Annotated in this window: 11 protein-coding genes and 1 tRNA gene; 3 read left to right on the top strand and 9 right to left on the bottom strand. The window is 48.1% G+C overall.

The window, feature by feature from the left end; translation table 11 throughout:
• Window positions 1-180 precede the first annotated feature (180 nt).
• Entirely contained in the window at window positions 181-1536 is a 1356-nt protein-coding gene (locus BJJ97_RS08930; protein ID WP_095993698.1) for an NCS2 family permease, read from the bottom strand.
• 214 nt (window positions 1537-1750) lie between these two features.
• Here BJJ97_RS08930 and BJJ97_RS08925 point away from each other — a divergent pair, with 214 nt between their 5' ends.
• Entirely contained in the window at window positions 1751-2167 is a 417-nt protein-coding gene (locus BJJ97_RS08925) for a hypothetical protein (RefSeq protein ID WP_095993697.1), read from the top strand.
• A gap of 191 nt (window positions 2168-2358) precedes the next feature.
• Here the strand turns inward: BJJ97_RS08925 and puuE are convergent, their stop codons facing one another.
• Genes puuE through BJJ97_RS08910 form a run of 3 tightly spaced genes read right to left on the bottom strand, consistent with a single transcriptional unit; the run spans window position 2359 to window position 4789 of the window.
• Window positions 2359-3318, bottom strand: a complete 960-nt coding sequence (gene puuE / locus BJJ97_RS08920) for an allantoinase PuuE (RefSeq protein WP_095993696.1) — start codon at window positions 3316-3318, stop codon at window positions 2359-2361.
• A gap of 14 nt (window positions 3319-3332) precedes the next feature.
• Entirely contained in the window at window positions 3333-4022 is a 690-nt protein-coding gene (locus tag BJJ97_RS08915) for an aspartate/glutamate racemase family protein (RefSeq protein WP_207189305.1), read from the bottom strand.
• Window positions 4023-4066: 44 nt separating this feature from the next.
• Window positions 4067-4789, bottom strand: coding sequence for a GntR family transcriptional regulator (locus tag BJJ97_RS08910; protein ID WP_095993695.1), 723 nt, complete (start codon window positions 4787-4789; stop codon window positions 4067-4069).
• 151 nt (window positions 4790-4940) lie between these two features.
• Between BJJ97_RS08910 and BJJ97_RS08905 the strand changes: the two genes are divergently transcribed.
• Entirely contained in the window at window positions 4941-6425 is a 1485-nt protein-coding gene (locus tag BJJ97_RS08905; protein WP_095993694.1) for an NCS1 family nucleobase:cation symporter-1, read from the top strand.
• 66 nt (window positions 6426-6491) lie between these two features.
• Here the strand turns inward: BJJ97_RS08905 and lpxP are convergent, their stop codons facing one another.
• The gene (lpxP, locus tag BJJ97_RS08900; protein ID WP_039485868.1) at window positions 6492-7415 is read right to left on the bottom strand and encodes a kdo(2)-lipid IV(A) palmitoleoyltransferase; all 924 of its coding nucleotides are present in this window, start codon (window positions 7413-7415) and stop codon (window positions 6492-6494) included.
• A 378-nt stretch (window positions 7416-7793) separates the two neighbouring features.
• Here lpxP and BJJ97_RS08895 point away from each other — a divergent pair, with 378 nt between their 5' ends.
• Complete coding sequence (locus BJJ97_RS08895; RefSeq protein ID WP_095993693.1) at window positions 7794-8864, top strand: DUF1176 domain-containing protein; 1071 nt, start codon at window positions 7794-7796, stop codon at window positions 8862-8864.
• Here BJJ97_RS08895 and BJJ97_RS08890 read toward each other — a convergent pair.
• The 4 genes from BJJ97_RS08890 to BJJ97_RS08870 form a co-directional block, all read right to left on the bottom strand.
• Window positions 8853-9362 (bottom strand): RES domain-containing protein, encoded by a 510-nt coding sequence (locus BJJ97_RS08890; protein WP_095993692.1) that lies wholly within the window; start codon window positions 9360-9362, stop codon window positions 8853-8855. The genes BJJ97_RS08895 and BJJ97_RS08890 overlap by 12 nt on opposite strands.
• 535 nt (window positions 9363-9897) lie before the next feature.
• Window positions 9898-11502, bottom strand: coding sequence for a GapS1 family protein (gene gapS1, locus BJJ97_RS08885; RefSeq protein WP_095993691.1), 1605 nt, complete (start codon window positions 11500-11502; stop codon window positions 9898-9900).
• A gap of 488 nt (window positions 11503-11990) precedes the next feature.
• Window positions 11991-12064: transfer RNA gene (locus BJJ97_RS08875), tRNA-Gly, on the bottom strand.
• An 81-nt stretch (window positions 12065-12145) separates the two neighbouring features.
• On the bottom strand, window positions 12146-12829 hold the full coding sequence (locus BJJ97_RS08870) for a LysE family translocator (protein ID WP_095993689.1): 684 nt from the start codon (window positions 12827-12829) through the stop codon (window positions 12146-12148).
• Window positions 12830-12888: the final 59 nt, after the last annotated feature.

The raw sequence follows: 12888 nt of genomic DNA, 5'->3' as shown, positions 1-12888 counted from the left end.
GGCTTGAAGTATGACGGATAATTACTTTACTGATTATCACACAAGTTACATCAACCCAAAGCCAATAAAAGGGCACATAAAGTCGCGTTTGGTGTGAGAAATGCTAAGGAAGAGAAAGAAGAAGGAAAGATGAGAAATGACAGACCTTCTGGACGGCGCCAGAAGGTCTGTTGGAAAGGATTACAGCGCCCAGCCGCCAGCGTAGAACACCACCAGCGCGACAGCAATCACCACGGTGCCGATGTTCAGTTTACGCCATTCGCCAGAGAAGATGCGGCCTAATACCAGCGCGCCAAAGCCCAGCATAATACCGGTCACGATGTTACAGGTCAGCACGATGAATACGGCGCATACCAAACCGGACATGGCATCGACGAAGTCATCAAAGTTCAGTTTGGAGACGTTGCCCAACATCAGCAAGCCGACGTACATCAGCGCAGGTGCAGTGGCATAACCAGGCACCAGATACGCTAACGGAGACACAAACAGCAGCAGCAGGAACAGGACACCGACAACAGTTGCCGTTAAGCCCGTTTTACCACCGGCTGCCGTACCCGCTGCGGATTCGATGTAAACCGCCGCCGGAGACGTCCCGACCAGACTGGAGAAAATGCTGCTCACGGAGTCTGCGGTCAGGGCTTTACCACCGTTGATGATTTGTCCATCTTTATCCAGCAGGTTCGCCTGTCCAGCGACAGCACGGATCGTCCCCGTGGCATCGAACACAGCGGTCATCACCAGCGCCAGCACGCTCGGCAGAACCATCGGCTGCAACGCACCCATGATATCCAGACTGAAGATCAGTGACGAACCATCAGCAGCCGCCAGGCTCGGCAACGCAAAGAAGCCCGCGTATTTTACATTCGGGTCAAAAATCAGCCCCAGAATAGAGATCGCGATGATAACCAGCAGAATACCGCCCGGTACGCGACGCTTCTCTAAACCGATAGTCGCTGCCAGCCCCAGCAGGGACATAATGACGGGGAAAGAGGTGAAATCACCCAACGCGACCGGCAGGCCGTCAATGGGGTTTTTTACCACCAGACCGACACCGTTAGCGGCAATAATCAGCAGGAACAGACCGATACCAATCCCTGTGCCATGCGCCACGCCCATCGGCAGGTTGCGCAAGATCCAAGAGCGGATGCCCGTGACGGAAATGATGGTGAACAGCACACCCATCAGGAAGATCGCTCCCAGTGCCACAGGAATGCTGATTTGTTGTCCCAGCACCAGACTGAACGCGGTGAACGCCGTCAGAGAAATCGCACAACCAATCGCCATTGGCAGATTGGCCCACAATCCCATCAGCAGCGACCCCAGACCGGCAACCAGACAGGTTGCAACGAACACGGCGGTAGGCGGGAAGCCAGCCTTGCCCAGCATACTCGGAACCACAATCACGGAGTAAACCATCGCCAGGAACGTCGTCAGGCCGGCTAACACTTCCTGACGCACGTTACTACCGCGCTGTGTAATTTTGAAAAAAGCATCAAGCGTGCCTTGCGAGCCTGCCTGACGGGTGGTGTTTGACATGGTGGTATCCCCTGAAATGCCATTATTATTTAAGATCGATTCTGACGGTTACCGCGGCCTTGCTCCGCGAGCGCACCAACATTGCTGGTGCGGCATGAACCGTATAGCTCCGCACGCAAACGATTAACTCGCTGGATGCAAAGCTTGAAAACTTTGTATATCAAGACACTGCTGTATCAAAAACAGGCTGAACGAAAACAAGCTGGATAAGACGGTGTCAGGCAATGTGAAGCGCGTGATTATCCCGCTTCACCCGCGCTTATTTCAACTGCTAATCGAGACAATTTATCTATCTCACTTCATCTGTCCGATAAGGAAGCGCACAGCCAGTACAGGTAATGTTCAATCAGGCCACTTGCTGAAAACGGCTCAGTATGAAGAAAAAGCAGAAAGGGTTTTTAGACGGAAATCAAAACAGTGGTTTACTCCTCACAAACTGATCGTTCATTTTTTTGTGATTCGTGTCACAAAAAAGTTGACCACCCGTATCAGTGCGAGTATTCTTAAAAACGTGAACAGCATCACAGAAAACAAATCAACTAACAACGAGGAAATGACCATGAAACTGCTGAACAAAATCATCGCTATGTTTGAAAACATCAACATCAACTTTGGTACTTTCAACCAATAATTATTTAAGAATCGTGGGGGATAAAAAGATGCGCGTTGTCCGCAAAATCAATCAAATATTAAAAGCGTTGGGCAAAACCTATCGCGGTGTTAACCCCCACGCTATCTTCCGTTAATCGTACTCAAGTACGTTAACCACCATAAAATGGCTGCCATCCGGTAGCCATTTTTGTTTCTGGTATTCTGCATGCCTCACGGCGCGACATACGGATGGTGCTGACGCCAATGCTCGGCGATATCCTGACGACGACAAATCCACACTCGCTCATGCTGTTGAATATAATCCAGAAAACGCTGCAACGCCCGAAAACGGCCTGGCCGTCCTAGCAAACGACAGTGCATCCCGATAGATAGCATCTTAGGTGCGGTTTCCCCTTCCTCATAGAGCACATCAAAACTGTCTTTCAGATAGGTGAAGAACTGATCGCCACTGTTAAATCCCTGTGGTGAGGCAAACCGCATATCATTAGCATCCAGCGTATACGGCACAATAAGATGCGGATGCACCTCACCATTACTTTTTTTGACCGTCATCCAGAACGGCAGATCGTCACCGTAGTAGTCGCTGTCGTACCAAAAATTGCCGTTATCGACAACCAACTGGCGGGTATTGGGGCTATCGCGACCGGTATACCAGCCAAGCGGAGCCTGACCGAATAACGTAGTGAGTACATCAATGGCTTTATGCATGTGCTCGCGTTCGGTATCGATATCCATGTGCTGGTAATGAATCCAGCGCCAGCCGTGACTGACCACATCATAGTTAGCCGATTTGATCGCCTCGACCACCTCGGGATTACGCGCTAATGCCATTGCCACACCGAATACCGTCAACGGCAATCCTCGACGCTGAAACTCGTTATGGATACGCCAAAAACCGGCGCGCGAACCATATTCATACAGCGAATCCATCGACATATGACGATCGGCATAACTCGCTGCACCAATAATATCGGACAGAAATTGCTCGGATCCAGCGTCACCATGTAAGACGTTATTTTCCGCACCTTCCTCGTAGTTCAATACAAACTGCACGGCAATACGTGCATTTTCGGGCCAGTTAGCATGCGGGGGCTGCCCTGCATATCCGATCAAGTCGCGCGGATAATCGCTCTCAATGCCGTACATCGTTGCAGCAGGTGCTGTGATCATATCCTTTCCCTTTTTTAACGCAGCGAACTAAACATACCGCTCAGCGGCTTGGCAATCGGGTAATCCAGATCGCCCTGCTTACTGGTCGTCAATCCCAGTGCCGACAATGACTCAATCAGCTTGACGGCAGCGCTAACGCCGTCGATCACCGGAATCGACAGTTCTTGCGTCAGTTCCTGCGCTAGATCGGCCATTCCACCACACCCAAGCACAATCGCACCCACACCATCCTGACGCAGAGACTGTATACAATATTCACGCACCTTGTTCTGTGCGATCCCGCTATCCTGCTCCAGCGCGAGTACTGGCAAATCGATCGCGTGCAGCGCAGCACAGTGATGTTCAAAGCCATAGCGCTGTAGTAAATGGCGGGCGATGATGACGGTGCGCGGCAATGTGGTCACAATCGAGAAGCGCGTTGCCACCAGTGTCGCCATATGCATGGCGGCTTCGGCAATGCCGATGACCGGTTTACTGGCGACTTCCCGGGCAGCAAGTAGCCCGGGGTCGCCGAAGCAGGCAATAATGTGCCCGTCGACACCCTGCGCTTTCCCCTGCTTCACTTGTTCCAACACGCCAATCGCGGCTATTGCTTCGTCAAAATGCCCCTCAATAGACGGTGCCCCCTGAGAAGGACACACCGCGACAATCTCCGTTCCTGGCGATGCCACAGCGCGAGCTGCGGCACCAATCGTTTCGGTCATAGCGAGGCTGGTATTAGGGTTAATCACCTGAATGATGCAAGGTTTCACGCGAGCTTCTCCTTAATATGGCCAAACAGTCGGCGGAAATCCGGCTCCACGTTTTCATCTCGGTCAAAACGCAGGCTGGCAACAATGTCATCAAAATGCTGCGTCATCGCTTCCGCTAACCCTGAGACATTTTTCTCCCGTAGTAACGCCAGCAGATCGTGGTGATCGTGGCATCGGCATCCCTGTTGCCACGGCGTGCCATATGCGGCGATAACCAGTGATGAGCGCAGCGTCAGTTGCGACACAATTCCCGTTAGCACGGTATTGCCAGAGATCGCCTGGAGTTGAATATGGAATGCGGCAGACAGGCGGATCGCTTCTGCACCGTTCTGGTCTGCGTGTGCCTGCTGCTCTGCCACGATCAATCGATCTAACGCCGCCAGATGAGGAGACTGGCAGCGCAGCACCACTTCAGACAGATTGGCACACTCAATAAAGCGGCGAGTCTGGAAAATTTCCTGCGCTTCTTCAACGGAGGGCGTCGATACCTGCGCACCACGTTTGGGCGTTAACGTCACCATCTGCACCATCGCAAGACGTTGTAAGACTTTTCTAATTCCCGTTCTGCTCACATCAAACACATCTGCCAGCGCTTCCTCCGGCAATTTTGTTCCCGGCAGTAATTGGTGTTCGACGATAGCGTTAAGCAGAGCCTGGTAGATAACATCATCTTTTTGCTGCAAAAACTGCTCATTTCCCAATCCGTAAGTGTAGTTCATTCGCTTTTCTCGTTGTCATATTCTTATCAAATCGTACACAAAAAATATAAAACACGTATACAAGAAATTAATTTTGGCCTGATTAATGCAACTCCTTTTCTACATACATAACGTCATTCATTTCACGACTAGGGTAAAAGGAGCAGATTCCATGCCAGAAAAAATGATTACAGGTAATGGTAGCAACGCATACAGCCCCAAACTCTGCAATGAGGATCTGGCACCGACACGTGTTCAAACCTGGTCTTGGTACAACATCTTTTCATTCTGGATGTCAGATGTGCACAGCATGGGTGGATACGTTGTCGCAGCGAGCTTTTTTGCGCTGGGGTTAGCAAGCTGGCAGGTATTACTGTGTCTGCTTGTGGGCATCTGTATTGTGCAGGTCTGCGCAAATTTGGTCGCAAAACCCAGCCAGATGAGCGGCGTTCCTTATGCGGTGATTTGCCGTCAGGCATTCGGTGTCTTTGGCGCGAATATTCCCGCCGTCATTCGTGGCCTCATCGCTTTTGCCTGGTACGGCATTCAGACATACCTGGCGGCACATGCGCTTATGCTGGTTCTGCTGAAGTTTTATCCTGCGCTCGCCCCACTGACACAGAGCCACTGGCTCGGCCTGTCTGCACTGGGATGGATCTGCTTTGGCATCATGTGGTTCCTGCAGGCTCTCGTGTTCTGGCATGGCATGAACGCGATTAAACGCTTTATTGATTTTGCAGGCCCAGCGGTTTACGTGGTGATGACGGCGCTCGCGATCTGGATTGTTTACCAGACCGGATGGGAGAATATTTCTTTTACGCTGACCAGCAAAACGCTCACGACCAGCGAGCAACTTTGGCAAATGCTCACCGCCACTGCACTGGTTGTGTCCTACTTTTCCGGCCCGCTGCTGAACTTCGGTGACTTTTCTCGCTACGGTAAAAGCATGCAGGAAATCCGTCGGGGCAACCGCTGGGGTCTGCCGTTCAATTTTCTGCTGTTCTCTATTATCACCGTGGTGATTGTTTCGGGAACACAGTCATTATTCGGCCGCATGATTACCGACCCGATCGAAACCGTCTCGCATATTGACAGCGGTTTTGCCGTCGCGCTTGGCGTGCTGACCATGATTATCGCAACCATAGGGATCAATATTGTTGCTAACTTCGTCTCATCAGCGTTTGATTTCTCCAACTGTTCGCCACAGCGTATCAGCTTCCGCACGGGCGGTATGATCGCCGCTGTCGGCTCCGTACTGCTCACGCCGTGGAACCTCTTCAACTCGCCAGAGTTGATTCACTACACGCTCGACGTACTCGGTGCCTTTATCGGCCCGCTGTTCGGCATTCTGCTCATGGATTTCTATGTCATCAAAGGCGGGAAAATCTATGTGGACGATCTGTTCGACGCGACGCCAAAAGGGAAATACTGGTATCGAAATGGCTTCAATCCCAATGCGATAATGGCATTGATTCCCGCGGTGACCATTGGGTTGATTATCACCTTCACGCCACAGTGGCGTGACGCGGCCAACTTCAGTTGGTTTATCGGCGCATTCCTTGCCGCTGGCTGCTACCGCTATCTGGCACGCCACGAATACGTTGGTACAATGAAAAAATCCTTCGCTCCACGCGGGCTACTGTTAGGAAAAGAATAAAGCACCATCGGCAGTGCCGCACCGCGTGAAAACCGGTGCGGCACTTCGTATCAGGCGTAGTTCGCATCAGGCATAGAGCGACACTTCCCCTGCCGGACGGGTTTTAAAGCGACGATGTAGCCAGAGATACTGTTCAGGCGCACGCATGATTTCTGTCTCAATCACCTTATTCATGTAGCACGCCGCAGCCTGCTCATCGTGATAAGGATAATCCTGTAATTCAGGTTGAATCACCAGTTGATAACCCAAAGCATTGGGCTTGCGGATCAGCACTGTCGTCATCATCGCCGGTTTTGCCAGACGGCTAATGGTATACGTACCGCTAGTGGTCGCCGCATTTTTCACCGCAAAGAACGGCGCAAAAACGCTACCTTTAGGGCCGTAGTCCTGATCGGGCGCGAACCATACCGCTTCACCCCGTTTTAGCGCTTGTACCATCCCACGCAGATCTTTACGGTCGATCATCGCTTTGTTGGAACGAGAACGTCCCCAGGTTTGGACCATTTCCATCGCTTTATTATTGTGCGGACGGTACATCGCCATCATTGGCTGACACAGCCCCATCGCCCTGCCACCCAGTTCCAGCGACATAAAGTGAATACCAATCACCATTACGCCCTGACCTTTTGCGGTAGCGTGCTGTAAATGCTCCAGCCCTGAAACATCAAACCACTGGCGCACGCGGCGATCGGACCAAAACCAGGCCATGCCGGTTTCAACCAATGCCATTCCGAGCGAAGCGAAGTTACTGTCGATCATCGCTTCTCTTTCGTCGTCAGAGATCGTAGGGAAACACAATTCAAGATTGCGTCTGGCAATCGACACCCGGCGTTTCAGAAAGACGCGGGATAGACGACCCGCACTGCTTCCGAGCTTCATCAGCAGCGGGTAAGGGAGTTGAACTAATAAAAACAGCACGCCAAGGCCGAACCAAGTCATCCAATAGCGCGGGTGGAGTAATGCCCAGGTAAATGTTTGCTTAATCTTCATGATACTCGTCTTTAAGTGATTAACAGCGTACCGCATAAAGAGTCGTTCTCATCGCGCTACATCTATCATGACACTTTTTTATAGGGATCGTTTCAACTGTGTGGAAAACTGTTTCTGACCGTTATCGCGCGTGAGGTTAAAAAGCAGGATAAACATGCTGATAACACTGAGGGGATTTTGAGCAGCCGATGAACGGTTAACGGCAGCGGCATCATACCCGATTCACACTTAATAATGGAGTGGTCGGACAAGAAATATTCGCAATATCACGCCGTCTAACGCTACCATCTTGGTATATGTCAAAAACAGCGACTGGCTTTCTGGCCGCTAAAATAGCGCTGGCGACAAGCCACAACATAATCAAGGAATTGATGGAAAATGACTTTTTCTCTCCCTTCTCGCCTCCCTATGCTAACCGCACTGATCACCGGGATGCCTGTTCTGGCGTTTGCCACCACCTTCGCCGATAGCACTTTCTTTCATAAAGACTGGGAAGTGGTCTGTGATAACACGCTAACGTGTCGGGCTGCCGGCTACTCGCCAGAAGAGAAGTACATGGGAGAAGATAAGGAAGCACAGGACGTCTCGATTCTCATCACACGCCATGCTGGGCAAAATACGCCAATAACAGCCGACGTTACGCTCGCTGAGGTAGACAAAGCGATGCCTCAAGGCACCAAACTAACGCTAACCATTGACGGCATAGATAAAGGCCCGCTCACCTCGACCGGAGACAACCTCTGGCAGCTAAATGAGACACAGATTCCCCTCGTCCTACAGGCACTAAAAGGAAACGGGAAAGTGGCGTTTCATCACAATGGCATCGTTTCCGAGCTGTCTGGAGCGGGAGCCTACGCCGTTTTGTTAAAGATGGATGAAAGACAGGGTCGCATTGGCAAAACGGACGCTATCACCAAAAAAGGAAGTGAAAGCAGCGCGTTACCTGCTGTAGCAACCCCCGTCATCTACGCGGCAGCAACTAAACAGGCACGATCAAGAAATCTGACAGATGCGGAACAGGCGGCTATCCAGAAAACGCTGCTTAAGACGCTAAAGGCAGATGACTGCGACAGTTTCCCACCGCAGGATTATCAAGAAGCAGAGCCAATTGAACGCATTCCGCTGAATGACAGCATGTCGCTGCTCAGTACTCTCTGTTGGCGCGCCGCTTACAACGAAGGCTACGCTTATTGGGTTATCGACAACGCCATGCAGACTCAGCCGCAGCTCGTGACGACAAGTGGAACAGGCTATGAAAACGGTGAGATTACCTCAGTGCAGAAAGGACGCGGGCTCGCGGACTGCATGAGTTATGACGCCTGGACATGGGATGGCAAAGCATTCCAATTGAGTCGCATGTCAATCACGGGCTCATGCCGCATGATCCACCTCGGCGGCACCTGGGATTTACCCTACTGGACGACGACGGTGGTGAAATCAGGAAAGTGAAACTTTGATTGGATCGCCGCAAACTTTTACCTGCGGCGTTTCTGGCTCATTCCACCGGAAGAGGCAAAGATGCCATCCATTAGGAATGTTTCGGGAACAATCAATCATGCCGTCAGCTCCACTGGCTCTTGCACGATCTGCGTTAACCCATGAACCTGGGACTAGCCCGCTCCTGATCGCCTCCCGCCAGGAGCCATTCGACGTTTGCGGGTTAATTCCCATACGTAGAGAAATCTCCTCATTTCGCTGATCCAGCACCCATGCATCGGTAACGCTAATCGGGATAAGAACACGAGCAAGACCATCTTCTCTCATATAGCCTGAAACAGCACTGATTGACCACTCCGGAAATGGACTCATGTAGAGTGCAGGCTGGCCATGTCTATGATAGCGACCTGCACTTTGTGGCCCCGGCGGATCAAGGACAGCCCCAGCATTCGTCGCCAACACAGAACGGTAGAAAACACCCTGAATTTGAAGAAAGTTTCTACGAACCATGAAGTTACTCTCCCTGCCAGATGAGTTTCGACCATAACAATCACCAGAAAGCGCGCTTAAAACCCTACGCGTTTTCTTGGATTTTACTCTATGGCTTGGCACAGCGGTTCTCAAAATCTGTAAATGGAGTGCGTATAGTATTTCAGGTGTCATCATTCCCTATACGCATAACTATACGCACTAGGCTGTAGATTTAGATAGATGAGGTTTTCACTAAACGACTGAGAAGTAGCGCGAAGTATTGTCATCACTGAATTTTGTGGACTTTGGGGAACTTCAGGGGTGGTATTTTTGGAGCGAGTGAAGGGAAGCGAATATGCCACATAACTTAATGTAATTGTTTAATTTTTATGATTTGAAAAAACTAGACTAATCACATTCCTATACATATCTCTCTTCAACAACCACTTAGACAACTAGAAGATAATAAGGCGTTAGTCAACATGCACCGCATACAGAATTTTAAATTTGATAAAATCATACGTGGCTATGAGCAGAGATCCTAAACTGCATCACGACTCAAAAATGCAAGCCATTAGCTTAGGATATATCTTTTTATTGCTAAATATTCCATCACTTTTCCATTCCAGTGTTCACTGGATTTCCCCATGGAGTCAATCAACTCATCAAAAAGGAATTCTCTATTATTTGATATAATCTCTTTATCAGGGATTCCTTCAGGCGATATCTTATGAAGATGCATCATAACATTAAATTTTTGAGTTTCACTTGCTGAGTCGTTTCTAGAGCAATCATCAATTATTGACGTTATTGATATATTTTTACCTCGAGAGACCTCAATCATTAATTCAAATTCATCTATTGTCATATAATAAATTCTATTCTTGCTTATGGAAAGGAAACCATGCTTATTTTCAATCATATTAAAAAGTGAATGATCTAACATTTCCTCAATCGACTTACCAGTGGAAATATAATGATCCATGTGAGTTATTATTATTAAAGAATCACGTTCAGATATAGGCTTTTTGTATATTTCATTTATTGCTCTCGCACAGTCTTGACCTTGTATGACACCTTTAATAAAGCTATTACTCAACCGTTGTTTAATGTGTAGGGGCGTATTTGAATACTTTACTGTTTTATCTGGCTCGATCGCTTTTGAGTCAATATATACATTACCTTCAGTTTCGCAAACAACAAAATCAACAACTTTAGTTTTTTCAGATATTTTATTGTCTCTATACAGCTTGATAAGCTCATTTTCTACAATAACATCAGATGAAAGTTCACCTAGTAAAGTCGCTATATAAGACTCCATGACACGTCCAAATTTATCCTTATAGTTTGAACCATCCTCTTTTTTTAGCACTGAAGGAACTAGGGCTGCGAGAGAGGCTCTTAAAAGATGTTTGCTTAGTATAACTAAGCCATCATCTGTATGAATGAAGGGTTTATTCAACATTGGTGGATCTAAATAGTATTCAATCTCTTTTGACTCAAAATCTTTAAATTCACTCAAAAAGCTTCTTAATTCAACCTTTTTTACTGATACTAAATTTAAATATTTTTTTAAAACATCAGCACCAAAACATGGAACAAGATGAATCAAATAAGTTTGCACAGGAATAAGTGTTGATTCTTTACCATCATCAATGCATGACAGCATCGCAAAGTATGCGCTAATTTTATAATAAGACTCAAGGCTTAGACCATATAAATCAAAAAACTTTTTTTCAAAATATCCGCCATCATAATTGCAATACCAATAATACTGCCGAGATAATGTATTTAACTCTAATTTCATAGGAACTTGATATAATTTTTGATTTATTAACATCCTACGTATACTTAATAACACCTTGTTATTATCAAACAGGTCTTTCACTTCATTTTGAAGATTATATATCCTGTTTACTATATCAATAAAATCTCGCTCATGCATTGATACAGTTCTTCCTTTCAATGGTTCAGTAAACTTCCACTTTAGTGCTAAAAAACAGCACCATGGGAAATTTGATGTAACCCCATAATCAGGCTCTCTGATTTTTTGAAAATGTTGATAAATATTATAAAGAAAAGAATCGTCATCATAGGTAGATAATTTCTTTTTTATTGCTGCAACCTTTCCTTTATAATCTTTTTTTATTTTAACTTGAAGAGGATGTTGTAAATTCATTAAATGCCCCATGACTTATATAATTATTTCAGAGCTATGTATCTGTAGTTTATAGCATCTTCCATAGAATAAAAACATTACCACACTTAAATTATATTCTGAAAAAATCGGCGCTACACCGCACCCGCCTGAAGTTTTCGGATCATAAAAATTTTTCAGTTTTCTTTTTCTACAAACCAACCCGCCAGACTGCGCCGTGACTAGGCTTGTGCGCTTGGGTGCCAACTGAAATCATTGAAACAAATTTCAGTTTTGGCGTTTTTTGTCAGTTCGGGAACCCACAGAAAAACCATCTATCTATTTGAATTTAAATACATATTATTATTTCACCGTGGCGTGGTGAAAAAAAATCAGGCGAGAGAAGGAACACGCTACCGTTCCGGTAATCCCTTACCAGACGGGGCTTTCCCTAAACGACTGAGAAGTAGCACGAAGCATTGTCATCACTGGGTTTTTTGGACTTTGGAGAACTTCAGGGGTGGTATTTTTGGAGCGAGTGAAGGGAATCGAACCCTCGTATGCAGCTTGGGAAGCTGCCGTTCTACCATTGAACTACACTCGCACACAGAAGCGACTGGCATTATAGCGCTATGCCGTTGCCGAGCAAGTAAAAAACCCGGCAACGTGCTGATATTTTAGCCGGTTATGCAACGGTGGAGAGTGGCAGAAACAGCGTCTCATAGCCGTTGGAAATGACGTGCCAGGCAAAATAGGCAAATAGCAGCGCCGAGATCAGGCTGCAATAGAATGAGATCCGTTCTTTCAGCAGACGTTGGCCGTATTTCACCAGCGCGGCAAGGAAGAACGTCCACAGCACGCCGCCGACGAAAAAGCCCAGCAGAAACAGGCTAATCATGAAGGCTGAGCCATCCGTAGACTGTGCGATAATCGTGCCGCCAATCGCCGCAAACCATAGCAGCGCCGTCGGTGACGCCAGCGCCATGCCGATGCCACTGAAAAACTCGGTATACCGGGCAGGTGGCACAGTGAAATCCGCCGTATTCGCTGTCGCAGACAGGTCAGCAAAGCGTTTAACCTGATAGTCACGCCATGCTGCACGCGCCATGCTGAATGTCATCCAGAGCAGAATCAGCCCGCCACCAATCCATAGCACCCAGCGAACGGGCGTCAGGTTAAACACCACCGCCAGACCCAGCACCGATAGCGTGGCATAAAACAGATCGCCGAAACAGGAACCCAACCCGATATAAAACGCTGAACGCGCCCCGTGCCGCAGCCCACGGTTAATAATAGCGGTATTGACCATCCCCAAATCGAGACAGAGTGACAGGGATAGCAGCATCCCCGTGAAGACAACTAACAGCATGGTATTCCCTTCGAGCGTTAAGCAATAAGGCGAGTGTAGAGCCGAAGGGAAACGCTGTA

It is taken from the genome of Pectobacterium polaris (assembly GCF_002307355.1).
GTDB lineage: Bacteria > Pseudomonadota > Gammaproteobacteria > Enterobacterales > Enterobacteriaceae > Pectobacterium > Pectobacterium polare.
Note: the sequence above shows the minus strand (reverse complement) of the source record. Positions and strands in the feature narration are given on the sequence as shown.